We start from the raw sequence: 26,344 nt of genomic DNA on the forward strand, positions 1-26,344 counted from the left end.
TCAAATGTTCACAGTTTTTTTCTTAAACATTAAACCAAAAATATGGAAAAGGTCTTTTCATACCTAAAACTATGGGGCAAAATTTTATGCTTACCATTACTGGTTGCCTTGCTATTGCCATCAACAACCATGGCCGCAGCCAATAATCACCAGGAGTTATTGAATATTCGTGTATCGTTGGAGATTCGGGATCAAAATGTAAAATCGGTTTTACAAATCATCGAGAAGCAGGCCGATGTCCGATTCTCTTACAGCCCTCAAATAGTCCCTATTAAGAAAATTGTTTCTGTAAAGGCCAACAACAAACGCTTAGGCGACTTATTGGACGATTTGTTATTGCCCCTTAACGTCAAGTACTTAGTTTCAGGGAATCAAATTATCCTTCAGAAGGAAATCAAACCAGTACCAGCCAGCCAGCCGAAGGCGGGAACGGCCAATTCGGCCAGTATTCGGGCTGTAAAAGGTATTTCGGGGACGGTAAAGGACGAGAAAGGCGAGGGGCTCCCCGGCGTGAGTATCGTAGTGAAGGGAACCCAGATTGGTACTATCTCTAACGTAGATGGAAGCTACAAGCTGGAAGTGCCTGAGGATAAGCATGTAATTGCCTTCTCCTTCTTGGGGTACTTGCCCTTAGAATTGGATATTCGGACGGCCACCAGTTTCGACGTGGCCTTGGAGCCCGATACCCAAACACTCGACGATGTGGTGGTGATCGGGTATGGTACCCAAAAGAAATCGGACGTGACGGGTTCTGTCGCTACGGTTTCCGGAAAGGATGTAGTGAAAACTACCGCTGCCGGAGTTGACCAGGCACTTCAAGGAAGAGTTGCTGGCGTAACGGTAACGGCCAATTCTGGTAGCCCCGGTAGTGCAGTGACGGTCAAGGTACGTGGGGTCGGTACGGTGGGCAACTCTTCGCCATTATATGTGGTCGACGGCGTGCCTTTGAGTAGCATCCTAAGTCTTAATATGCAGGATGTAGAAAGTATCAATATCCTAAAAGATGCTTCAGCTTCAGCTATTTATGGTTCTCGTGCGGCCAACGGAGTCGTACTGATCACTACCAAGCAGGGGACATCGGGAAAAACACAAATTAGCTATAGTGGGAGCATCGGCGTTCAAAGTAGCTGGAAGAAGCTCGATGTATTAAATGCGCAGCAATGGGCCACTTTGTATAACGAAGCCAGTGTAAACGATGGTTTGCCTATTAATCCAGAGCTTACCGATCCAGCCTCCTTGCCCAGCTACGACTGGACCAAGTTGGCGTATCAAAATGGAGTGATCCAGAATCACCAGCTTTCGGTAGCCGGAGGGTCCGATAAAGGGAAGTACTATCTCTCTATCAATAACCTCAAGCAAGATGGTATTATCAAAACCACAGGTTATGAGCGCTTAAGCCTTAGGAGCAACAACAGCTATAAGCTAACCGATCGCATAGAGGTGGGGAGCAGCCTGTCGTATTCTCATTCTACCCGGACGAGCTCTGGGGGAGAGGCTGGTATCGAAATAGATAATCGCCTGGCTTATCAAGGTTATGTGATGGATCCGGTAACGGCCATTTATAAAGCGGATGGAAGTGAGAATACCAGTCCTTACCGCACCAACTCGATCTCTCCATTGGTACAGATGAATTATAATAAGACCAAGGCTTATGAAAATTATCTATATGCCAATGGTTTTATAAAGATAGACCTGGCCGAAGGGCTATTTTTAAGGTCTAATTATGCGGTAACTAAGGGCGATAACTTTGGTGACAACTTTTTGCCTGCCTATTTTGCCTCCGGGTATCAAAGCCGCAAAGTGAATACCTATAGCTCCAATCGGGCCACGACTACGTACAACGTATGGACTAGTACGTTAAATTACGCAAAAGATTTTAACAGCCATCATCTGGACGCCATGCTAGGGTATGAAACCCAGGCTACCAAGTACAATTTTATAACTGCCTCACGCAACGACATACCAACCAGTATTACCAATCCTACCTTAGGATCCGGGAATATTGGGTCGGCTAGTAACGGCGGTACACAGTCGGCTTCGCAATTGATCTCCTTTTTTGGACGGGTCAATTATAGTTTCGATAACCGGTACTACGTGACGGCCAATTTAAGACGTGATGGTTCTTCGCGGTTTGGGCCTAGCAACAAATGGGGACTTTTCCCGTCCTTTGCTGCAGGATGGGATATCACCAACGAAAAGTTTTTCCACTCTAACCTGATCAACCTCCTAAAATTGAGAGGGGGATATGGAGAAATTGGTAATCAGAATTTCGCCGACTACGCCTATTTTCAGACCATCTCCACGGGAAGTAACGTGACTTTTGGTTCGCCCGAAATTTTGAATCCAGGCCTTGCTCCTCAGTCTCAAGGGAATCCTAATCTGAAGTGGGAAACGGCCAAGTCGACCAATATAGGTGTAGACATCGGTTTGTTTAGAAATCAGCTGAATGTGACGGCCGATTATTTTGTCAAATATACCTCCGATATGATCTTGCGCCTACCTGTAGTCGACATCGTAGGGTTGGTAACGCCGCCTTACCAAAATGCGGGTAAAATGAAAAATAGCGGTGTAGAGTTGTCGGCCAATTACCGTAAAGACTTCGGTGGGCTTAAGCTAGATGTCGGTGGGAATATCTCCTTTATTCGCAATAAGGTGATGAACCTAGGGCCTGCCGGGAACAGTATTCAAGTGAAAGGACTGATCAACTACGCACCGATAGGTATTACCCAAGTAGGAGGGTCTGTAGGATCATTTATTGGGTATCGGGCCGATGGCTTGTTGCAAACGCAAGCGGAGGTCGATGCCAGCAGTCAGCCGACAGCCAAGCCTGGAGATGTCAAATATGTAGATATCAATAAAGATGGCCAAATAGATGGTAGCGACCGGACCATCATTGGCTCCCCGCTACCCAAGGCTACTTATGGTATTAACCTGGGTTTAGAGTTTAAAAACTTCGATTTGAGTGCTCTTTTCCAAGGATCTCAAGGCAACCAAATCTACAGCTTGGTCGACTATGCCATGGATGGAAACGTAACCACCAATTCTACGACGGCTATTTTGAACCGTTGGACGGGCCCAGGAACATCGAACTCCATCCCCCGGCTTACCCGGATTTATAATGGACAAAACGTAATGCCTTCTTCACGCTTCGTTCACGACGGATCTTACTTACGCCTCAAAAACCTACAGCTGGGTTATAACTTCAAGCCTGAACTGCTTCAAGCGATCCATATCGAGAAATTACGTCTTTATCTTGGTGCCCAAAATCTGTTGACCTGGACCAAGTACTTGGGGCTGGATCCTGAAATTGGGAATGACCCTAATGCCAATTCCCCGCTAGATTTGGGTATGGACAGAGGGACCTATCCTCAGGCTCGGGCGTTTCTTGTTGGTTTAAACGTAACATTCTGAAATAAAAATTATGAAAGTTAATCAAAAATATTCTAGAATAATTTGGAAGTCATGGCTTTTGGGGGCCACCTTTTTGACCATGGTCGCTTGCGAAGAAAAGCTCGACCTTACGCCCTATGGACAGCCCGTTGAGCAAACTTTTTACAAAACGGAGCAAGACGCTATACAGGCCATTAATGCCGCCTATTACCCACTCAGAGAAATAGGGCAAGGATGGCGCAACGACCTGGTCGTAGGCGATATAGGGACCGACGACGCTATAAAAGGAGGCGTGAACGTAGAAGATAATGGGGGACTCCTGGAAAAGGAAACTTATAGACTGACCTCCGCCAACGCGACTTTGGCCTTACGCTGGAAGGCCAATTATCAAGGGATCTATTATGCCAATATCGTGTTGGATAAGGTTCCAAGTATAGATATGTCCGAGGACCTTAAGAAAAGAATACTTGGAGAAGCGCATTTCCTAAGGGCTTTTTATCATTTCGACCTCGTCAAGTTATATGGTGGAGTACCTCTAGGCGATAAGATATTGCCCATTGATGGGAAATTTGCCAAGGCTTCTAAAGAGGAGATCTATGCATTCGTTGAAGCAGAGTTTAATTTAGCAAAGGAAAACCTACCCCTTAAAAGTAAAAATGTGGGGGTCAATAAAGGTCGTGCCGACAAAGGTGCAGCCATTGGCATGATGGTCAGGGTGAGTGCCTATCTGAACAAAATGGATAAGGTGCGGCAATATGCAGAGGAGCTCTTTGCCCTCAATGAATATTCGCTAGACCCTGACTTTGGGGCCATCTATCAGCCTACCGGAGAGTGGGGTCCGGGCTCAATCTTTGAAATCAACTATTATCCTTCCAATGATCCGGGTTGGTTGCAGGGCCAAGGTAATCTTACCGCCACAGCGGCTGGGCCACGTACCATCGGGGGCTGGGGCTTCGGGCAGCTGAAGCAGGATCTGTTAGACGAGTTTGAAACTGGCGATCCCCGTAAAGAAGCCTCTACTTATCTGGTAGGTGGCCAGGCTTATGGAACGGGAATCTTTAACCGTAAATATTCATACACTCCCTACAGCAAGTATGAGTATGCCAAGGTAGGCTCAATCCCTACCAATGGTCCGCATAACTATCGGATATTGAGGCTTGCCGATGTATACCTGATGTATGCAGAAGCCCAGTATGCCCTAGGCAATGAAACCGTGGCTAGAGAGTACGTCAATAAGGTACGTACCCGTGCCAGGGGAGATCAGCCCGCTTCGGTGCTGCCGAACTTGGCGGCTTCTGTAAGCGGCCAAGACCTGATCGATGCCATCTATCATGAAAGAAGGGTAGAGCTGGCTGGGGAAGGTCTTCGGTACTGGGACTTGATCAGAACCGGGCGAGCAGAAAAGGTATTGGGGCCGCTTGGATTCAAAAAAGGGCTCAATGAAGTATTTCCTTTGCCAATTGCCGATATTATCCTTTCGGACGGGGTGTTGGTTCAAAATCCTGGGTATAATTAATTGCCATAAGCCAATGCGCCATAAATCGGTGGCGCATTGGCTTTGTCTTTATTCTGAGCGGATTTTTTATTTTTAGGTCACTTTGAAACCATGAAAACATCCGTGAGAAGGAATACCTAATATTATATAGAGTCTGCTCTCGACAAATGTTGCCAACATATTATTAGTGCTTACTATTTGAGGAATGATTTAAATTTATTATTAGAAAAGTTACCTAAATTTCGTCCTGTAAACGGTATTTATTTGGCTTTAAAACCCGGTCTCTCCCAGTTGCTGGATAGAACCCTAATTCCCTAATGAATGGGTGATGTTGTCACATTAATTCGTTAACGACTCGTCCAGGCATCCATCTTTGTAATTACTAATCTTTAATATGAAAAAATTAATAGCACTCGCACTCCTAGCCGCTACTACTCAGAGCCTACAGGCTCAAGACGTAAAGCCCTTTCCGTTTAAGTTGCCGATGGAAAAGCCCGACCAAAAGCTGAGTACCGCCATGGAACGCTTGTATACCGATTATATGAGCCCTACCCCTCAGACTAACGAGTTGTATACCGAGTTTAAATATACCAGGCTCAAAGGCTTCGATTATAATAACGGCGATGGTACTATTTCGAGGAGGGACCCTTCTAAGGTTATTTTTGTGGATGGTAAGTATTACGTGTGGTACACCTATCGGCATACGCCTGTGCCTCCACAAGGCGCCGCAAAAGCCAATGACACCATTCCTTCTACCGATTGGGACTTGTCGGAAATATGGTATGCGACCAGCGACGATGGGTTTACCTGGGAAGAGCAGGGGGTAGCCATTCCGCGGCCTCCTAAGCCCCAGGTAGGATGGCGCTCAGTGTCGACCTCCGACATCCTGGTATTCAAAGGGAAATATTATTTGTATTATCAAGGATTTATGGAGATTAGCGGAAAGCGAGGCGACGACTGCCCCGTTACCGCTTCCTATGCCGACTCGCCAAATGGCCCATGGACGCCCTGCAATGAAATTATTATTCCCAATGGCGGTAATGATTCCTGGGATCAATTCTCGATTCATGATCCCTATCCATTGGTTTATAAAGACAAAATTTACTTGTATTATAAGTCCGATTATAATGGCCAACCTAACCTAATCCGATCTACTGGCTTGGCTACGGCCGACAATCCCTTAGGGCCCTTTACTAAATACCCTTTGAATCCTGTCATTAACTCGGGCCATGAAACCACCCTTTTCCCCTTTAAAGAGGGGATTGCCGCATTGGTCATTAAGGATGGTAATGAGCATAATACCATCCAATATGCTTCCGATGGCGCCAATTTTAATATAGCAGCTATCACTAGTTTGATGCCCATAGCGGGAGGGCCCTATGTGCCCGACGCTTACAACAGCGAGGGAAATGGTAGAGGAATCACTTGGGGGATCTCACATTTTACCAATGCAGGGAGTAAAGGAAAACAACATTCTATTCTGGGTCGTTTCGATTGTGATTTGAGCTTGGATGTGCATGACCCTCATATGAAGGAGACCCGTCTGGAAGCAGATCCGGATTTCTTTTTCCAACATGGATTGAGTAAGGCGCAATTGGAACGTATTCAGAAAGCGAATCCCAAAAAATAGTACCATTGTCTTTCATGATGCTTCAACATACCAAATATCAATCCAAATGACCCCTTCCGTTACATACGGGTATCCTCCAAAAGCCCGGGGGCAACATGCTGATTCCTGGTCTTTGTATAGGTATATCCTGCCATTGCTCCCGATAGCAGCCATGCTCGTCCTGCCTGGCCTTTCGCATGCTCAGCAAATAGGCATGAAAGAGTATTCTCAGATTTTGGAGAAGCAGCGGGTAGAGTCTGAAGATGCTCTGGTGTGGGGACCACAAGTAGGCCCTGGCAATGCAGGCTTCGCCAATCTGGTACGCTATCATCCGAGTATTCCGGGTTTGGTAACGGTATGTCCCGATATGTGGAATATCTATCAGTCCGCTAATAATGGTCAACAGTGGCATAGTATAAAGGATTATGATGGAAATGGCGATTTTTATCATCTGCGTGAACTATGTTATTCCCCTACAGAAGTCCACTTTGGCCTCGCCCTGGAATCGTCCAGACTCTGGAAGACCGATGATCTGGGCAGAAGTTGGACGCAGATTCCAAATTGCCCCTGGTACAAGGCCGATGCTGAAGGGATAGAGATGGAAGGTTGGAGAAAAAAGGTAGCCGCTCTGGCACTGGACCCGAATAATAAAAATATTTGGTTTGTGGGAGGAGGAGCCAATGTGAGGCAGCAAGAATGGCTGTCGAGCTATCATGATGCCACCTTAAAATCACCTCATGGGAGCACCGCCGATTTTGAGGGCAAGTTGTGGAGGACTCAAGATGCTGGAAAAAGCTGGGTCTTGGTCAACAGGGGCTTGGATCCCAAGGCCCAAGTTGGGCGCATCATTGTCAATCCAATGAATTCCAAGCAGGTATTTGCCGCGTCTAATTATGGGATTTATCGTTCGATGGACGGTGGCAGTACCTGGAAGCAAATCTCGAAGGGTAAGTTGGAAAGTGATATCGTGATGGACATGGACTTTTACTATGATTCAGAGCGGAAGCGGTTTAGTATTTACGTGATCGACCAGGTACAATATAGCCCCAAGGGCTCTACGACCACCTGTCAGGGCGGGATTTTCAAATCGAGCGACGAAGGGGATACCTGGGTTAAGATTAATGGGGATTTGGGCTTGGACCTCCACAGGTTAAGTGGGGGTGTTGCCGATAGCTACTATAAGTTTATTGCCAAATGGTTTGGGATTTCTCAGCCCCAAGCAAAATCATCCTACCCCGATCTGCCAAAGTCGGCCCTCCAATACTTTAGCATGCTCAGCGTGGATCCTAGTAGGGAACATGCCTTGTACATTGGGTTTGCCGATCCACAGATCGGAAATTCGATCACCCCAGGACGGGTATGGACCACTACCGACGATGGAAAGAAATGGATCAATACGGCACGTTTATACGAACATATTTGGACGGCCGATAAGGAGTATTGGGAGGAGCGAGGCAATCCATATCATGCCAATATGAAAGTGGGGCATGAGTCGCCACACCATCAAAGCGGCAACAATTACGCCCTGCGATCTACCCGTGGGCTGGGTGTAGGGGTAGACGGCAGCGTCATGATCATTTCGGACCATAGTACCATGCTCAGCACCGACCATGGTGCCAGTTGGCAACAGGTCGATGAGGATTATACGGCATCGGGAGCCATATTAGGTAGGGGGGATAGCAACCTGCCCGCCCTGGCCATAGCGATGGATAAGCGCAAGAACACCACCTTATTGGGCTCTGGGGAGCATCGGGTATGGATCCCTACCGACGATAGTCCCGACCAAAGGCTGGCCGTAAAGTTTAGCCCAAGTGCCCAAGAAACCGTCTCAAGTATGGCCTTCGACCCTTACGGGGTCGATACCGTTTATGCTATCTCTAACCGCCAGGCCTTAAAGCAGTATATTTTCAGGAGCACCGACCGAGGAGAATCCTGGTCCAAGCATGGAGTGGCTACACCCGCCACCAATGCCTGGAAAGACGATTTTTATACGAATGCCTTGACGATCGACCCCATTGATCCATCGTATTTTTATTTCGGTATTACCCAGATCGTCGATCCTAAAAAGGCCGATCAGGGAGGGTTTTATTTTTCCGATGACCACGGTAAAACTTTTTCCGCTAGGAATCAGGGTTTGCCAACACCGGCTCGCATCCGGGATATTGTCTTCGATCCTCGGGATCCTTCTAGGAAATCCCTTTTCGTAGCGGCTGAGTACAACGACTTCTCTGCCCAATACCCGCAGGCTCAGGGAGGCCTCTATCATAGCAAAGATCGGGGCTTACATTGGGAAAGAGTCAAGACGCCGCCTACTGTTAAGGGAGTTAACCACCTGGCGCTGGACCATACCAACCGTCTCTATATCACTACGGGATACCGGGGAGGGGGAGATGGCCTCTGGTATACCGACGACTTTGGGACTACTTGGAACCAAATTTTCAAATACCCTTCAACGGAATGTATCGACGTATCATCGTCCGATCATCATATGCTGGTTGTTACGGTAGGGTATCTGTCCAAAAATCCTGGGGTCTATTTTAGTAAGGATAGAGGGGTTAGCTGGCACAAAAGCAATCAGAATCTGGCGAATCCCAATAAAATTGAAGATATAAAATTCGATATCCATCATCCCGGACAGGTATGGCTGGCCACCCTGGGTACGGGATTCTATAAGGGTGAGCTTAAAAATAGCGTTTCTAGCCAACGCATCGAAGTGACACCGCAGGTAGTGGAATATCGTACAGGAGATCGCCTGACAGCAAAATGGAGCAAGGAATCAGATAAGAAGAATCGGCTGGTTTGGAAATCGGACAATCCTTCGGTGGTTACCGTCGACCAAGCAGGCAAACTGACGGCCAAAAGCCGGGGGCAGGCAAAAGTATGGGTCACTAGCTCCGACGGTCGGTATGCCGATTACAGTATCATCATCATCTCGGAACGACCAGCCCCCTAAAGTTATAGCGCACCCATTATCAATAACCTTCTAATTGGAATGAAGTATTTTAAACTCATTGTATTATTATTGACTATCTCCCAGAGCTTACTGGGCCAAACCCGCTGGGAGGCCTCTTCCCAGCGGCAAGGGATACAAGTAGAGCAATGGACGGTACACGATGTGGTATACACGTTAAAGAAGATGCCCACAAACCCCTTCGACAAAAACGTGACGGCCACCACCATACATGGAGCCGACACCTTGCAGATTCCACTATTTTATAATGGCGGGAAGGAATGGATACTGCGTTTTTCGGGTAAGGAACCAGGTACATATGGCTATACCCTGTCCGGCGACCTCCCCGAGCTCAGGGGTAGAAAGGGGAGTTTTGAAGTGACAAAAAATACCAAGGCCGACCGACATGGGGGTGTGGTAGTGAAAAAAGAGGATCCTAAGCATTTTTATTATGAGGATGGTACCCCTTATTTCAATTTGGCTTTCGAGTGTGACTGGTTATTTGCCCTAGACCATGGCCAGAAGAAACTCTCCAAAACTGACCAGCTTCTGTCGACGGTGGCACAAAACGGTTTTAAGCAGGTGGTAATGAACGTCTATTCCTACGATGTAAGCTGGAAGAAGGACTCTTTGTTGGCTCAGCATCCCGAACATGAATATGGAGGTAGAGAGGATATCTTTCCTTTCTTAGGATCGAATAAAAACCCAGATTTTTCAGCGTTGAATGTCGCTTTTTTTCAACATTTGGACCGTACGATGGCGAGTTTGCATGACAAGGAGCTGGTGAGCCATTTGATGATATATGTTTGGAACAAAATGGTGAACTGGCCCGACATGGATACGCATGCCGACAACCTCTATTACGACTACGTGATCAAACGGTACCAGGCTTATCCGAATATCATGTGGGATGTTTCCAAAGAGGCCCTGTATTATGGCCGTGCCACGGCAGAGTATATTTCAGAACGTATCCAGCGCGCTCGGAAATTGGATGCATATAACCGGTTAATATCCGTGCATTCCTATAGTTTTTGTAGCAAACACCCTGACGAGGTCGATTTTATTTCTTCTCAGGACTGGTCGCACCCCCTGTATCAGAAGATGCTGGATGCCGGCAAACGATTTCCAAATAAACCCATTTTTAATATTGAACATGGGGGTTATGAAGCGTCGCCGTACGAGGTTTTTACGGGCGATTATACCGATGCGGAAGTGTGTTTAAGGCGGAACTATATGTGTCTGTTTGCAGGAAGTTACACTACTTATTATTGGCAAGGTGCTTCTTGGAATGCTATTATTCACAATCCTTTCGAACAACCAGCGTCCTTCCCCAAGCCAAAGTTCGAATACTTTGCGCATATGAGCGCCCTGTTTAAACGCTACCCTTTCGCCAATTTTCAAGCCAATTTGGGCAAAAATAGCAGTGGGTATAACTTGACAGACCCTAAGAATGGGATTACGATGATGTATATGCCTAAGGAGAACCATTCGGTGATGCTTTTATTTTTGGATTTGAAGGAGGCGCCCGGGCATACGATGCAATGGTTCAATACCCTCACGGGTGCCTTTACTCCAGAGGAACCCTTTGTGAGAGCTAAGGCCGAAATATCACCGTGGCGTGGCCAGGCCGATACGATATTGATTGTTAAATACGGCCCGTCCTAAACGCTGGGGGGTATTTTAGTCTAAAAGATTCCCTCGGATGGGCGAGTAAGGCATACTGCCCATGTTCGAAATTGACAGTATTTTAGCCTGAAAATCATATATTTAGAACGGTGTTCAGTTTTTGTCTAGTCGCTTTATGATTAATGTCTGGGATACTTGCCGTTATTTGATCAATGCAAAATAGGATCGTTTCCATGGCCTGTAATGGTAGAGGGAACTCGATATGAAGTGATGAAGGATCTTGAAATAACTAATATAAACCTTAAAATGAAAAAAACATTATACGGCCTTATGGCGATTTGTGCTCCTTTATTGGTTGCATCCTGCAGCCAAGGACCTTCGAAACAATCGGAGAAGGATTCTAAAGTAACCATCTCCGACGAGGAAATGGACTATCTGGGTATTACCGATAGGGAGCATTTGAGTGCGGCCTCTTTGAGGGCCCTGAAATGGCCGAAGATCGGCAATGAATGGTTTTTAGAATTTAGCCAGCCCATGCCGCTGAAGGGCGACTTGGCCTACGAAGAGGGCGTGGTGAGGCGCGACCCTAGTGCGGTAATTAAGGTAGGTGATTTGTACTATGTATGGTATAGCAAAAGTGTAGGTCCCACGCAAGGCTTTGCTGGAGACATCGAAAACGAAAAGGTGTTTCCTTGGGATCGTTGTGATATCTGGTATGCTACCTCCAAAGATGGGATCACCTGGAAAGAAGAGGGTAAGGCCGTCGCTAGAGGTGAAAAAGGAGCTTACGACGATCGTTCGGTGTTTACCGTTGAGATTATGCAACATGAAGGGAAATACTACCTCTGCTATCAGACCGTCAAGTCGCCCTACTTAGTACGGGTTAAAAACCAAATAGGCCTGGCCTGGTCCGACTCCCCAAATGGTCCCTGGACCAAGAGTAAGGAGCCTATCCTAAGCCCCGCCGACAACGGAATATGGAAAGGGGAGGAGGATAACCGCTTCAACGTAGTTAAAAAAGGCGATTTCGACAGTCATAAAGTGCATGATCCTTGCATTATTCCTTATAAGGGTAAGTTTTACTTGTACTACAAAGGCGAGCAAATGGGCGAGCAAATCACATTTGGTGGTCGGCAAATCAGACATGGCGTGGCCATAGCCGACAACCCCCTAGGGCCTTACGTAAAGTCTCCTTATAACCCCATCAGCAACAGCGGTCATGAAATATGTGTATGGCCATATGGCGGAGGCATTGCGGCTTTGATTACAACCGATGGCCCCGAGAAAAACACCATTCAATGGGCCCCCGATGGCATCAATTTCGAAATTAAAGCATCTATTAAAGATGCTCCTCATGCGATTGGCCTCAATAGATCGGCTGATACAGAAAAAGAACCTACTGAAATTTTACGATGGGGATTGACCCATATTTATAATAATGCCAATTACCAAAGCATCATGCGTTTTACATCACATAGAGTTGTGAAGCATGTGGCCAAGGGTGAAAACGGAAAAACAAAATAATACCAATGAAAGCAACCGTATATGAGGGGAATAAAACATTCTCCGTTATTGAAAAATCTATAGAAGAACCTGCAGCAGGGGAAGTACGTATCAAGGTAGCCTTTGTGGGTATTTGTGGTACAGATGTTCACGTTTACCACGGAAATATGGATAAGAGGGTTCAGATTCCTCAAACCATAGGTCACGAAATGTCGGGGGTGATCGATGCCGTCGGAGCTGAAGTGAAGGATATCGCTGTTGGCGATAAAGTAGTGGTTCGTCCTTTGGACGATCGCCTGCAGCAGGAGTCCGACAAAGGGATCAGCCATATCTGTGAAAAATTAAAATTTATCGGTGTAGATACTCCTGGAGCCATGCAGCAATACTGGAATGTGCCCGCTTTCACCATCCACAAGCTAAAGGCAGAAACCGACTTGAAATTGGCCGCTATGACCGAGCCTTTGGCAGTAGCCTGTCATGATGTGCGCATGAGTGAGCTTAAGAAAGGGGAGACGGCTGTGGTGTTGGGAGGCGGCCCTATAGGCTTGCTAATCGCCATGGTAGCTACCCTAAAGGGGGCACAGGTTATTATATCGGAGGTCAATGAAGCACGTGTGGCTATTGCTCGTGAGTTTGGCTTTACGGTAGTGAATCCTGCTCAGGAGGATATTATTGCCTACGTTCAGGAGGTTACGGCGGGTAGAAAGGCCGATGTAGTCTTCGAAGTTGCTGGAGTACAACCTTCTGTAGACGTCATGACCAAATTGGCCGGGATACGGAGTCGCGTGGTGATGGTGGCTATTCATGCCCAACCCAAATCTGTCAATCTTTTCGACTTCTTCTGGAAAGAGCTTAAGCTCATCGGGGCTCGTGTTTACGAAAAAGAGGATTACGAAGAGGCCATTAGCCTTATTACCTCCAATACCCTAGGTTTTGAAAAACTGATTTCAGAAGTAAGACCCTTGTCGGCGATTCAGGAGGCTTTCGAAGCCATTGACAATAACCCTGCCGGGATAAAAACATTATTAGACTGCCAATAATCGAAACAAAATGAGTGTATTAGATAAATTTAGTTTAAAAGGAAAAGTCGCCTTAGTAACGGGCTGCAAACGTGGCATAGGAAAAGCAATGGCTATCGCCCTAGCCGAAGCCGGTGCCGATATCATTGGGGTAAGTGCCTCCCTTGCTTCTGAAGGTAGTGAGGTAGAAATGGCCGTGAAAGCCTTGGGCAAGAACTTTAAAGGGTATAGTTGCGATTTTTCAGATCGTAAGGCCCTTTATGCCTTTATAGAGCGCGTGAAGGCAGATTTCCCGGTGATCGATATATTGATCAATAACGCTGGAACTATCCTGAGGGCACCGGCTGTCGAGCATACCGACGAGCTGTGGGATAAGGTGGTAGAAGTGAACCAGAATGCACAATTTATCCTTACCCGCGAAATAGGTAAGGAAATGGTGGCCAGAGGGTCAGGGAAAATCGTTTTCACTGCTTCATTGCTAACCTTCCAAGGAGGGGTTACCGTACCGGGATATGCCGCTAGTAAGGGAGCCATTGGTCAGTTGACTATGGCCTTTGCCAACGAGTGGGCATCCTTAGGGGTTAACGTCAATGCCTTAGCGCCAGGGTATATCGATACCGACAACACGGAAGCGCTTCGGAATAACCCGGAACGTGCCGCCTCCATTTTGTCGCGCATTCCGGCGGGCCGCTGGGGCTTACCCGAGGACTTCTCCGGGCCAGTAGTATTCCTCTGCTCCGAAGCGGCATCCTATATGCATGGTACCGTCATGTTAGTCGATGGTGGGTGGATGGGCCGATAAGCCTAGCTACCGTCAGATTCAATAGTCTTGTTCATTTAAGATACAATTCCAATGTCAGAGATAAAGAAATATCAGTTGTTTATTAATGGGGAATGGGTGAACTCCAGCACCGGAGAGACCAACGAGGTGCTCAGCCCTACCGACGAGTCGGTAGTTGGGATCGTTCAAAGAGGGGTAGAAGCGGATGCCCAAGTGGCTCTGGAAGCTGCCGAAGCGGCTCAGAAAGAATGGAAGAAGGTACCAGCTAAGCAAAGAGCAGATTTATTAAGAAAATTTGCCGCCGAAATACGTGCTCAAAAGCCAATGTTGTCCAAGCTGCTCGTGCAGGAGCAGGGGAAGCTGATAGGGGTGGCCGAAATGGAAGTGGAAGTTACGGCAACGTTTATCGAATATGCTTGCGATGGCGCCCGTTCTATAGAAGGTGATATCGTACCTTCCGACAACCCTAACGAGCAAATCTGGATTAATAAGATTCCTCGTGGAGTAATAGTGGCCATTACGGCTTGGAATTTCCCTTTGGCCTTGGCAGGACGGAAGTTAGGTCCGGCTTTGGTTGCTGGCAATAGTATTGTGATTAAGCCAACGGAAGAAACGCCATTGGCTACCCTGGAGCTAGGGAATATTGCCAATAAGGTAGGTTTGCCAAAAGGGCTTCTCAACGTGGTTACCGGGATGGGACGGGTGTTAGGGGCGGCATTGGTGGCCAATCCGATCACCAAAATGGTGACGATGACCGGAAGTACGCGGGCAGGCCAACAAATATTCAAAAACGCTGCTGAGAATCTGATCCACGTTCAGCTGGAGTTAGGAGGTAAAGCGCCTAGCATCGTGTTCGAAGATGCCGACTTGGATAAGGCCGTCGATGCCTCTTTTCATTCGCGTTTCGACAATTGCGGACAAGTTTGTACTTGCAATGAGCGCCTGTATGTACACGAAGCTATTTACGAGGCCTTTATGGACAAGTTTATGGCCAAGGTAAGGGCCATCAAGGTAGGCGACCCGATGGATCCAACTACGACCATGGGGCCAAAGGTCAATGCTTCGGAACTGGCCAATATGGAAAAGCTCGTGGCTATATCCCTATCCGAAGGTGCCACCCTTGCCCATGGAGGTAAGAGGCCCACGGGTGCTGGTTTTGAAAAAGGATTTTGGTTTGAGCCTACCATCCTTACCGACGTTACTCAGAACATGACCATCGTACATGAAGAAGCCTTTGGGCCTATACTTCCGGTGGTGAAGTTTAGTTCATTCGATGAGGTAATAGGCTACGCCAACGACTCGGAATACGGGCTGGCTGCTATGATCTTTACCAACGATATGCGGAAGATCATGCGTTGTAACAATGAACTGGAGTTCGGGGAAATCTACGTGAACCGGGGTCATGGTGAGCAGCATCAAGGTTTCCATAATGGCTACAAACTAAGTGGAGCAGGGGGAGAAGATGGAAAATACGGCCTTGAGCAATACTTGGAGAAGAAAACTTTTTATATGAACTATAATGCCTGATATGCTTACGAGTATTCAAAAAATAGACGTTCAGCTCTTTAAGGTTCCGCTACCCGAGGTGTTGAATGACGCCAAACATGGGGATCATACGCATTTCGAACTCGTGACGGCGACCGTTACGCTCGCAGATGGAACCTCGGGAACCGGCTATACCTATACCGGTGGAAAAGGAGGGTATGCCATCAAAGCCATGTTGGAGCATGATATGGTTGGGGTTTTGATCGGTAAAGATGGAACCCAGATCGAGGAGATTTATGACTTCTTAGAATGGCATATTCATTATGTAGGCCGCGGGGGTATTGCTGCATTTGCCATGTCGGTGATCGATATTGCTCTATGGGATATCAAATGTAAGAAAGCAGGACTTCCCTTATGGAAAATGGCTGGAGGGGCTAATAATACCTGCAAAGCTTATTGTGGGGGGATCGACCTGCAATTTCCACTGGAAAAGCTCCTCAAAAATATCCAAGGATATCTGGATGCTGGTTTTAATGCCGTTAAGATAAAGATTGGTAGGGCCAATTTAGAGGAGGATATAGCACGCATCAAAGCCGTAAGGGAGTTGATCGGTCCCGATATTACCTTTATGGTGGATGCCAATTATTCGATGAGTGTAGAGAAAGCCATTGAAGCCGCTAAGCGCTTTGAACCCTATAATATTTATTGGTTCGAAGAGCCCACTATTCCGGACGATTACAAAGGCTTCGCGCATATCGCTAATGCTACTGGTATGCCTTTGGCCATGGGCGAAAATTTACATACCATTCATGAATTCGAATATGCCTTCGATCAAGCAAAGCTTTCCTTTATTCAGCCCGACGCCTCCAACTGTGGAGGGGTAACGGGGTGGTTGAGGGCGGCCAAGCTGTCGCAGGATTATCAGATACCGGTTTGCTCGCATGGAATGCAGGAGCTCCATGTAAGCCTGGTGTCTTCTCAACCCAATGGGGGCTGGCTGGAGGTGCATAGCTTCCCCATCGATCAGTATACGACTCGTCCACTAGTAGTTCAGGATTTTAGAGCCGTAGCCTCGGATGAGCCCGGTACGGGAGTCGTTTTTGACTGGGACAAGTTGAGTCCACATCGCATAGTTTAAGGTTTATCGAACTTAATCCCTATTTCAGATGAAGGTATCATCCTCAAGTTTTGGTGAAGTAGATGGACAGACGATAAGTATTTTTAAGTTGCAAAATGACCAGGGTATGGTGGTCTCCATAACAAATTATGGAGCCACTATTACCTCTTTGGTCGTTCCCGATGCCACAGGCCAATTGGCCGATGTGGTTTGTGGTTTTGACAAACTTGAAGACTATTTTTCTGAAGACTATCTGAATAATGCCCCTTATTTCGGGTGTACGGTAGGCCGGTATGCCGGTCGAATCAAAGACGGTGAATATACTATTAACGGTCAAGTCTACAAAGGCTGCCAAAACAACGGTAGCAACCACCTCCATGGGGGTAAGCTAGGCTTCGATAAAAAAGTTTGGGAGCCAAAGCTTGTCGATTCCGGCACTGGGGTAGAGATGCGACTGTCGAGCCCGGCCGGTGAGGAAGGCTATCCGGGAGAGGTCGACATCACCGTTACCTTTACCTTAACCCAGGACAATCAACTCAAGATTCGGTATCAGGGCACCACCGATCGGGAGACGCCCCTTTCGTTGACCAACCATAGTTATTTTAACCTTTCCGGTTTTGAGGCCGACATTACGGGCCATGTCGCTCAGGTTGATTCGGAATATTACTTATTGCCCGACGCCACCAATGTGCCCGTAGGAGAAAGGGCCAGTGTGGAAGGGACCCCCGCCGACTTAAGAAATGGAGTGGCCTTGGGTACGTGCTTTGTCGATATGCCTACTGGTTTTGAGCATTATTATGTCTTTAGACATCGGCTTGGCGTACTCAGTCCCGTGGCCCGGTTCGCTGACCCCATCTCGGGGCGTACCTTAGAAGTGAGTACCACCGAGCCAGGAATGTTGTTCTACACGGGGTATTATACGGCCGATAGTTTGAAAAGAAATGAAGGTGGTCCTCAATTTGGTAGGTTCAAGGCTTTTTGTTGTGAAACAAGCCGCTACCCCAATGGTCCTAATATTGCGGATGCACCAGGTTCTACTACTAAGCCCGCCGAGGTCTATAGCAGTGAGACGATATTTAGGTTTTCATGGTAAGGAACATGATCGTAAAATAAGCTAGTATATTAAATTTTTTAACTCTTGAGCACCCGCTATAGCGTGAAATGCTGTTAAAATAAAATTGTATTATATTGATATTTAACCATACGAAAATATGTTAGAAGGGGTCTTGTTAGCGGTACTCGCCGGCGTTTTATTGGGGTTGTATGCCCTGCCGGAAAAGTTTACGAAGGGTTTCAAATTTGAAAACACTTGGGGTTTGTTTTTTCTCATCAATATGCTCATTGTGCCTTTTATAGCCATGGCTATGTTGATGAACGGGCCCAGCGAAATACTCGCAGCCGTTCCCTCGGATGTGCTCCTGAAGATGGCCTTTGCTAGTGTGCTGTGGGGAATTGGCGTTATGTTATGGGGGAAAGCCATCAATTATATCGGTCTGTCATTGGGCTTTTCCTTGTTTATCGGGACCGTTATTCTAATAGGTTCCTTGCTGCCGTTTATGGTAGAAGGGTTGCCCCCTTCCAATGTGTTTATGACCATTCTGGTAGGGATTTTGGTCGTACTTATAGGCGTAATGGCCAATGGGAAGGCTGGACTGCTGCGCCAGAAAGACGAAAAGGCCGGTCAGGAATCCTTGGAAGGTAGTTCTATGCTGACGGGTATTTTTATTGCCGTTGGTGGAGGCGTTTTAGCGACAGGCTTTAGCTATGCCAATGCAGTAGGCAGGCCTATTATTCACCATGCGAGTCAGATGGCGGGCAATGCCGAGTGGGTAACTGCCCTGGCGGTGATGTGCGTCATTTATGTATGTGGAGGGATCCCTATCACCATTTATTTTTTATACCAACTGAGTAAGAATAAGCAGTGGACTTCCTTCCGAACCAGTCATCTAGGCCCCAATGTGTTGTTGATATCCATCATGGCGGTCTTCAATTTTGCGGCCTCTATACTCTTTGCCTTCGCAGCTTTTAAACTGGGCAGCAGTGGCAATACAGTTGGGTACGCTATTTTCAATACCGTTTGTGTGGCAGTAGCCATTCTAAGCGGGATTTTTACTGGGGAATGGAATAGGGCCGGTGCTGGTGCAAAAAAATTCTTGTATGCCGGCTTGGCCTTTATGATTATCGGGGTGGTGATTATCGCCCTTGGCAATGGCTTGGCCTAAGGTATTTTTTCAAATGCATGGGTGTTATATCATATGCGGCCAGGGTTTCGGATTCGTCGGCTTTCACGTCGATAAAGTGAGCCTTTTCCTTACATGGGCTATCCTTATAAGGATTGTAACCCAGGAGGGTTAGGTTCTCTGCTCTGGCCGCCATATAGGCCGTGTTTACATTATTCATAATTTCCTGGTCCTTCATTTGTCTATTTTGTTAGTGCGCAGCACAACTGGTATCATTCACTGCTTGGTCCCTTTGGATGTTTCCTGGTGTAGGCGTTCTTCTATTTCTTCAATTGTCGGCAAAGTGCTTTTCAGATTTTCCGGAAGATTTTCCGTTAACCGGTATTCTGAAATGCCAATCGGTTTGTTTACATCGCGCAGCGCATATTCGGCCATCAATTTATCACGTTTGCGACAAATCAGCAATCCGATTGTTGGATTATCAAGCTCTGTCCGTAGCTGGTCATCGACCGCAGATAAATAGAAATTCAGTTTGCCAATAAATTCCGGTTCAAATTCTACCACTTTTAAATCAATTACCAGGTAAGCACGTAGTTTAAGGTGGTAAAACAGCAAATCCAGGGCGAATTCTCTGCCTGAAACCTCAATCGGATATTGGCGGCCAACAAAAGCAAAACCTTTACCCAACTCCAATAAAAAACTGGTAATATGTTCAACCAAGCCAATTTCTAGGTCGCGTTCCCGATAATTATCGGCCAAGGTCAAAAAGTCGAACAAGTAAGGAGATCTTTTATGGATTGTTGGGCAAGGTCTGATAAAGGGTCTGGCAATGCCCGGCTGAAATTGGAAACGGTTTTACCGTGCCGGTGAAGGTAGCCTGATTCAATTTGCCGAACCATTAAATCACGTGACCAACCCTTACCAGCGGTTTCATTGATGTAAAAAAACGTTCTTGTGGGTCTTTGACTTTGCTTAACAGGGTAATATGATGGTACCAAGTCAATTTTGCAAGTGCCTCTTGCAAAATTGACACATCGGGGTAAGCAGCAGCAAATGACTTCATATACCGCAGGTTTCGCGGGGATATACCTTTCATATTGGGGAATTCCTGCTTTAAATCTGATACCAAGCGCATGACCACTTTTTGTCCCCAACCTTGTTGTTTTTCCTGTTCAAGGATGATGCTACCGATTCGCCAATATAGGGACAACATTTCAGTATTGGCCGATACAGTTGCCTGTAAACGGGCCTGCCTTATTTCGTTTTTTAACCGCTCCAGGAGCACAATATAATCTGTCATCAATCCAGTTTTATTAGTATAAAAATAGCCCTTGATGTAGTATTTTGGAGATGGGCCACACCTTTTTAAGATATAAGCTCCCGATAATTTTTATGACCGATACCTCGCCATTAAATCCGGCAAGTGCCCATTTTTCTGTGCCACATACACGGAACGATGCTTTCCACTCGTACAACCAAAAGGAACAGACAGGGGACCATTCCCCTTTTGGAGGTCGTCATTAATTGCCAGCGTCATGGCCGTTTTTATGGCCGCCAAAAGCAGGGCATTTCAGTTTTGTTTTCCAGCTGTAAGCGACAACTAACAATGTACTAAATTGGAAAGAGCAGTGCACCACTTTTACAAATATACTTGGGTTAATTTTGGACTTCAAAAAATTTCTTCCTGGTATGGCCATTGAAAAGGACTGGTGGGTGGTGCATACCTAAGCATCTAAGTGGTACTTATCATTACTATGACGCACCTAAGTATCTACGGTGTTGTAGCTGGTTGCCCAGCCAGGATGTGGACTTAATTTGTTTCCATAGAGAAAAACGTTAAAATAATTCTTAACGGCTATTATTAAGTTAATACGTAAAATGTGTAGGCAAAGAAAACCCTCCAGGTCACCAGTCGGTGGCAAGATCCACCAAAGGCTTTAAGTAGAAATGCATCGACAAATTATTTAAAGGCTTTTCCCTTGCCAATTTAGTATTGCATTTGGCCAAAATACTGGTTTAAAGTTTAGTAGCATATTGGATAATTTTGCCATAGATTAGAATTTAATCCATTGGTATTGGATAGGTTCTATGCTTATTCTTAAACTGACCAGTCAAGATGCAATTTCGAATATCTTCCCTATCCTTGCTCGTGCTCAGCATATCTTTGCTTTTAGGGCAGCAAGCCCTGGCCCAGTCGGCCAAGCCCAATATTATTTTTATCCTTACCGACGACCAGCCCTATGGCCTGATGGGCTGCGTGGGCGATCCGCTCACCAAGACGCCGCATATCGACAAGATGACCTCTGAAGGGGTCTTATTTACCAATTATCATATTACTAGCGCGATATGTACGCCCAGTCGGGTGTCTATGTTTTTAGGAGAGTATGAACGCAAGCATGGGGTGAATTTCAACTCAGGAACCAGCGTTTCTCCTCAAGCCTGGCAGGACTCCTATAGTTCCGTATTACGAAGCAATGGATATTTTACGGGCTACATTGGCAAGAACCATATGCCTATTGGGGATGGGGGCTATGAGAGCGGACATATGGAGCAGAGCTTCGACTATTGGTATGCTGGCCATGAACATCTAGGGTTTTATCCCAAAAAGCGGCATCCTATCTTTAAGTATGCCCAGCACGATACCCAGGTAGAAATATTGGATGAGGGCATACAGGATTTCTTTGCCGACAATACCTATAATTTGAAAGGGGCCCTCCATTTTTTGGAGAAACGGCCCAACGACCAGCCTTTCGCCCTTACTGTAGCGTTCAACTTGCCTCATGACGCCGGCACACGGAGCATGGAGCTGCTGCCCGGCGATTCTTCTATTTACCGTACCTTATACAGAGACCTCGACATCCCTTTGCCAAAAAACTATGTGGCTAGGGCCGACATCAAAAACCCTAAGCTCCCTGCCGAACTCCTTCATGCTCAGGATCGGCAGGAAGGATATAATTGGGTTGATAACCCCGAAGATTTTAGGGAACGTACCATTCGTAAAATGGAGGTTATGACGGGTATCGATGGGTTGATAGGGAATCTGCGTCAACGACTCGCCGAACTAAACTTAGATAAAAATACCATCATTATTTTTACCTCCGATCATGGCTTGTTTTCTGGACAGTATGGATTGGGAGGGAAGGCCCTCAACTATGAAGTGGTTACCCATGTCCCCCTCCTAATTTATAATCCGACCTTACCGAAATCGAGAAGGGGAATTAAATCGGACGCCCTGGTGCAGTCTATCGATTTGGCACCTACCATGTTAAAATGGGCTGGTATAGCGCCGCCAAAAGGCTATCAAGGGTATGACATTGGCCCGTTACTCCTAGGGGCAAAGTCTGAAGTACGAGACTATGTGTTCACAGAAAATCTATGGTCGACGGCCTTTGGGAATCCTCGGATTGAGGCCGTTCAAAATAAAGAATGGAAATATATCCGCTATTACAAGAATAACAACCCTTCGGCAACTCAAAGAATAGAAGTAGCCAAGCAACTCAATATCAATATCAATACGATGCTATACGGGGTGCACGATCCTGATATTGCCGTATATCGAAGTTATGTAGAGGCTCCTTTCCAAGGGGAGAAGCCTGTATACGAGGAGCTGTACCAGTTGAGTAAGGACCCTGATGAGCTGGTGAATAGGGCCAAGGATACCCAACAGGCCGCCAGAATGAATGAGCTTCGCAAAGTATGTGACGAGATGGTCCGATATGCTCGGGGTACCGAAGCGCCTAGGGTACTTCGGTACACGGTAGACAGTGTTGCGGAACACAACATGAAGTTGGCCAAAAAGCAATATAAGGAGAAGGCGCTTATTAAGGATGATCATTGATGATGCGACGGATGCTTAATGCTTATTCTAGGAAATTGGGCTGCTCAATAGCATGGACTATATTTCTATTGGGTTGCTGCATAGCCGTGCCGCAGGCAGGCTATGGCCGGGATTATCTGGTGACCGACTACGGGGCGAAGGCCGATGGGCTGACCTTGGACACCAAGGCGGTTCAGGCCGCTATAGATCGTTGCCATGGCGACGGGGGAGGTACGGTCATCGTCCCCGCAGGCCATACCGTACTGATAGGAACCATATATTTAAAAGACTTCGTGGCGCTCCGGGTTGAAATGGGCGGGGTATTACTGGGAAGTAATAACATAGCCGACTATGCTACCGACACCCATAAAACCATGTACAAAGACGAGCCCCATATGAATCGATGTCTTATTTTTGCTCAATCGGCCAAGCACATAGCCATCAAAGGAAATGGTACCATAGACGGAAATGGGTTTTTTAAGAACTTTACGGCCAAAACCGGCCGGCCGATGTTAATACGGTTTTTGGCTTGTGAGGATATACGTGTCAACGATATAACCCTGATAAACCCCGCTTCATGGACTTCATCCTGGTTGTACTGTAACCGGATTACAGTATCGGGTATTAAAATTGTGAGCCGCGTTAATAATAATGGGGATGGCCTCGATTTCGATGGCTGTTCCGATGTGAGGGTGACCAATAGTTCATTCGACACCAGCGACGATTCTATTTGTTTGCAAACCTCTCAGCCTGATAAGCCTTGTCGTAATATTGTCATCAGCAACTGCACGTTTACGAGTAAATGGGCAGGTATTAGGATAGGTCTTCTGTCTCGGGGTGATTTTGAGTCGGTAGCCGTCAGCAACTGTACCTTTACCGATATATCGGATTCGGGCTTAAAAATACAAATGAACGAAGGAGGAGAAATGAAAAACATGATCTTTTCAAATTTGATCATGAAAAATGTTCCTAGGCCGGTGTTTATGACTTTCTGCCAGCAAAGGGCCTATGTGGATGCTCCCGTCGAAATGCCCCCGATGAAGGCGATGCATCATTTTAACTTTAATAATTTTATAGTCGACAATCGCGAGTTGGACCAGAATGCCGGTTTTGTATTTACCGGTATGCCAGGACATACCATCGACCACATCACGCTGAGCAATATACAGTTTGTTGTGGCTGGTGGCGGTACTGAGGAGGAGGCCAACCGAGCTGAGATCAATGAACTAACCTTACCTGTATTAGGCAATTGGTGGCCCGAATTTAAGTTGCTCGGAACCCTGCCAGCCTTCGGGATTTATGCCAGGCATGTTAAGGGACTATATGCCAGCGATATTCAGGTGCAGACCATTGCGGCCGATCGACGGATGGCAGTGGTGTTAGACGATGTATCGATGGCTACTTTTAGTAACTCCTACGCCAATGGAAGGCCTATTACCCCCAAAATAATTAATAAATAATGATGATCCATGTAAGACAAATTCTTAGTCCAATACTCTTCTTAGTTTGCGTATTATCGGCCTGGCGGTCTGCTGCCCAAACCAAACCTAACGTGTTGGTGATTTACACCGACGATCATCGATTTACGGGCATTAGGGCCTTAGGATATCAAGATGTGGACACCCCAAATATCGATGCATTGGTAAACAACGGGGTGGCCTACAGCCAAACCTATCTAATGGGAGCCTTTCACGGTGCTACTTGTATGCCTAGCCGGGCCATGCTCATGACGGGTCGCAATCTTTTCGAATTGGGGAACCTCGGTCATTCCATTCCAACCACCCATACCACCATGGGCGAAGCCTTTCGGGATCAGGGATACTATTCGTATATCATAGGCAAGTGGCATCAGGATCAGGAGTCGTTGAGACGTACTTTTAATGCAGGAACCAAAATCATGGGGCTTGGCCTATACCTTACCGATCATTACCGGATGCCATTATGGGATTATCAGTCGGCAAAAGGTCTGGACAAGTCAAATGCTTATCTGCTAAAATACGTGAAAGGTGATACCGTACGGGTTCCTTTCGATCCCAAGTTGAAAAGGGGTCCTTTTGGGACTGAAAATACGGGGCCGCATACTTCCGAATTATTTGCCAACGAGGCGGTTAAGTTCTTTGAAAACTATAAGAAAAAAGATCCATTTTTTATGTATCTGGCGTTTCAAGCCCCTCATGATCCACGGCAGGCACCCCAAAAATACAGGGATAGGTACCCGGTCGATAAAATGAAGCTGATGCCTTCCTACAGTTCTGAGCACCCTTTTGACAACGGGGACATGTTTCTCAGAGACGAGGAGCTAGCCCCTTGGCCCCGCACGCCCGAGGTGGCCCGGCAAGAACTGGCGGATTATTATGCCATCATCACCCATCTTGACGCTCAAATAGGTAAAGTAGTGGCTGCGCTAAAGGCGAATGGTCAATATGAGAACACCCTTATTGTTTTGGCCGGCGACAGCGGTTTGGCCGTCGGGAACCATGGCTTATTAGGTAAGCAGAATATCTATGATGAAGATGGTATTCATGTGCCTTTTATTGTGTCGGGGGCCCTGGTCAAAGACAAGGGACGTAGGGTGGACAGTTTCGGTTATATTCACGACATTTTCCCCACCGTCTGCGACTATGCCGGGATACCCATTCCCAGTTCCGTGACCGGCAAAAGCCTATGGCCAGCTGCCGGTGAAGGGGTCACTCCAGTACGTGGCTATACCTATCATGCCTACAAACAGTTCCAAAGAGCGTATAGAAAAGGCGACTATAAACTCATAGAATATGTGAAAGCTCCCGAGATAGACCCTAAAACCAAGGAAGTGTCTTTGAAAGGCTCCAGGGTGACCCAGTTGTTCAATATTAAGAAGGACCCTTGGGAGACCCTGAATCTATCCATCTTTCCGGAGCATTTTGAGCGCCTCCATGAGATGCAAGCTGGCTTAAAACAAGCTGCCATCGAAAATCATGATGACAATAAGCTGATCGGCTATCCTTATAATTTTTGGGACTTCTACGAATTAACGAAACCATGCGAATAAAAAAACGAAATTTTATCACCCTGGGTCTCTTGTTGCTCACGGGCTTGCTTACGGTGCAAGCCGGGAAAGTATGGGATATAAAGGAATATGGTGCCAAAGGGGATAGTTTATTCCTAAATACCGAGGCCATTCAGCGGGCCATAGATGCTTGCCATGACGGGGGTGGGGGCGTGGTGCTCGTCAGTCATGGCGTATATATTTCGGGTACCCTATTTTTAAAGAGTAAGGTATACCTCAAAATAGAAAAAGGAGCCAAGCTGGTAGGGAGTGCCAATCCTATGGCCTCATGGCCCGGCATGTAGAGACCTTGTCATTGAAAAAAATAGTAGTCAACTCCATCCAAC

20 protein-coding genes are annotated in these 26,344 nt (G+C 46.8%); 16 read left to right on the plus strand and 4 right to left on the minus strand.

Annotated elements, in window-relative coordinates:
- Positions 1-42 precede the first annotated feature (42 nt).
- From CLV98_RS12260 to CLV98_RS12315, 12 genes are all read left to right on the plus strand, one after another.
- Positions 43-3,411, plus strand: coding sequence for a SusC/RagA family TonB-linked outer membrane protein (locus CLV98_RS12260; protein ID WP_109674610.1), 3,369 nt, complete (start codon positions 43-45; stop codon positions 3,409-3,411).
- Positions 3,412-3,421: 10 nt separating this feature from the next.
- The gene (locus CLV98_RS12265; protein WP_109674611.1) at positions 3,422-4,906 is read left to right on the plus strand and encodes a RagB/SusD family nutrient uptake outer membrane protein; all 1,485 of its coding nucleotides are present in this window, start codon (positions 3,422-3,424) and stop codon (positions 4,904-4,906) included.
- Between the two features lie 373 nt (positions 4,907-5,279).
- On the plus strand, positions 5,280-6,515 hold the full coding sequence (locus CLV98_RS12270; RefSeq protein WP_109674612.1) for a glycoside hydrolase family 117 protein: 1,236 nt from the start codon (positions 5,280-5,282) through the stop codon (positions 6,513-6,515).
- A gap of 46 nt (positions 6,516-6,561) precedes the next feature.
- Entirely contained in the window at positions 6,562-9,447 is a 2,886-nt protein-coding gene (locus CLV98_RS12275; protein WP_109674613.1) for a VPS10 domain-containing protein, read from the plus strand.
- 39 nt (positions 9,448-9,486) lie between these two features.
- Positions 9,487-11,109, plus strand: coding sequence for an apiosidase-like domain-containing protein (locus CLV98_RS12280; RefSeq protein WP_109674614.1), 1,623 nt, complete (start codon positions 9,487-9,489; stop codon positions 11,107-11,109).
- A 267-nt stretch (positions 11,110-11,376) separates the two neighbouring features.
- Positions 11,377-12,594, plus strand: a complete 1,218-nt coding sequence (locus CLV98_RS12285; protein WP_109674615.1) for a glycoside hydrolase family 117 protein — start codon at positions 11,377-11,379, stop codon at positions 12,592-12,594.
- A 5-nt stretch (positions 12,595-12,599) separates the two neighbouring features.
- A complete protein-coding gene (locus CLV98_RS12290) occupies positions 12,600-13,613 on the plus strand; it encodes a zinc-dependent alcohol dehydrogenase (RefSeq protein ID WP_109674616.1) in 1,014 nt (337 codons plus the stop codon).
- 10 nt (positions 13,614-13,623) lie between these two features.
- A complete protein-coding gene (locus CLV98_RS12295; RefSeq protein ID WP_109674617.1) occupies positions 13,624-14,394 on the plus strand; it encodes an SDR family NAD(P)-dependent oxidoreductase in 771 nt (256 codons plus the stop codon).
- A gap of 51 nt (positions 14,395-14,445) precedes the next feature.
- Positions 14,446-15,900: an aldehyde dehydrogenase gene (gene aldA / locus CLV98_RS12300; protein ID WP_109674618.1), complete on the plus strand. Its 1,455-nt coding sequence runs from the start codon at positions 14,446-14,448 to the stop codon at positions 15,898-15,900.
- Between the two features lies 1 nt (position 15,901).
- Positions 15,902-16,996 carry a mandelate racemase/muconate lactonizing enzyme family protein gene (locus tag CLV98_RS12305; protein WP_109674697.1) on the plus strand — a complete coding sequence of 365 codons (1,095 nt, stop codon included), beginning with the start codon at positions 15,902-15,904 and terminating at the stop codon, positions 16,994-16,996.
- 28 nt (positions 16,997-17,024) lie between these two features.
- Entirely contained in the window at positions 17,025-18,068 is a 1,044-nt protein-coding gene (locus CLV98_RS12310; protein ID WP_109674619.1) for an aldose epimerase family protein, read from the plus strand.
- A gap of 118 nt (positions 18,069-18,186) precedes the next feature.
- A complete protein-coding gene (locus CLV98_RS12315; RefSeq protein WP_109674620.1) occupies positions 18,187-19,197 on the plus strand; it encodes an L-rhamnose/proton symporter RhaT in 1,011 nt (336 codons plus the stop codon).
- On the opposite strand, the gene CLV98_RS12320 is transcribed toward CLV98_RS12315, so the two are convergent.
- The 4 genes from CLV98_RS12320 to CLV98_RS24185 form a co-directional block, all read right to left on the minus strand.
- Positions 19,169-19,393: a hypothetical protein gene (locus CLV98_RS12320; protein ID WP_109674621.1), complete on the minus strand. Its 225-nt coding sequence runs from the start codon at positions 19,391-19,393 to the stop codon at positions 19,169-19,171. The two genes, CLV98_RS12315 and CLV98_RS12320, sit on opposite strands and share 29 nt — an antisense overlap.
- Positions 19,394-19,431: 38 nt before the next feature.
- Positions 19,432-19,932: a DUF1016 domain-containing protein gene (locus CLV98_RS23920; RefSeq protein WP_229203344.1), complete on the minus strand. Its 501-nt coding sequence runs from the start codon at positions 19,930-19,932 to the stop codon at positions 19,432-19,434.
- Between the two features lie 121 nt (positions 19,933-20,053).
- The gene (locus CLV98_RS23925; protein WP_229203345.1) at positions 20,054-20,455 is read right to left on the minus strand and encodes a DUF1016 N-terminal domain-containing protein; all 402 of its coding nucleotides are present in this window, start codon (positions 20,453-20,455) and stop codon (positions 20,054-20,056) included.
- Positions 20,456-20,545: 90 nt separating this feature from the next.
- Positions 20,546-20,713, minus strand: a complete 168-nt coding sequence (locus CLV98_RS24185; protein WP_146202272.1) for a RapZ C-terminal domain-containing protein — start codon at positions 20,711-20,713, stop codon at positions 20,546-20,548.
- A gap of 558 nt (positions 20,714-21,271) precedes the next feature.
- On the opposite strand from CLV98_RS24185, the gene CLV98_RS12335 reads away from it, so the two are divergent.
- The 4 genes from CLV98_RS12335 to CLV98_RS12350 are packed head-to-tail and all read left to right on the plus strand — an operon-like array spanning position 21,272 to position 26,302.
- The gene (locus CLV98_RS12335) at positions 21,272-22,993 is read left to right on the plus strand and encodes a sulfatase-like hydrolase/transferase (protein ID WP_109674623.1); all 1,722 of its coding nucleotides are present in this window, start codon (positions 21,272-21,274) and stop codon (positions 22,991-22,993) included.
- Positions 22,993-24,432, plus strand: coding sequence for a glycoside hydrolase family 28 protein (locus CLV98_RS12340; protein WP_229203346.1), 1,440 nt, complete (start codon positions 22,993-22,995; stop codon positions 24,430-24,432). The genes CLV98_RS12335 and CLV98_RS12340 overlap by 1 nt, the downstream gene beginning before the upstream one ends.
- Positions 24,432-26,000, plus strand: a complete 1,569-nt coding sequence (locus tag CLV98_RS12345) for a sulfatase family protein (RefSeq protein ID WP_211320024.1) — start codon at positions 24,432-24,434, stop codon at positions 25,998-26,000. Before CLV98_RS12340 ends, CLV98_RS12345 begins: the two co-directional genes overlap by 1 nt.
- On the plus strand, positions 25,991-26,302 hold the full coding sequence (locus CLV98_RS12350; RefSeq protein ID WP_109674624.1) for a glycosyl hydrolase family 28-related protein: 312 nt from the start codon (positions 25,991-25,993) through the stop codon (positions 26,300-26,302). The genes CLV98_RS12345 and CLV98_RS12350 overlap by 10 nt, the downstream gene beginning before the upstream one ends.
- Positions 26,303-26,344: the final 42 nt, after the last annotated feature.

The sequence above is a fragment of the Dyadobacter jejuensis genome (genome assembly GCF_003149085.1).
GTDB classification, from domain to species: Bacteria; Bacteroidota; Bacteroidia; order Cytophagales; family Spirosomataceae; genus Dyadobacter; species Dyadobacter jejuensis.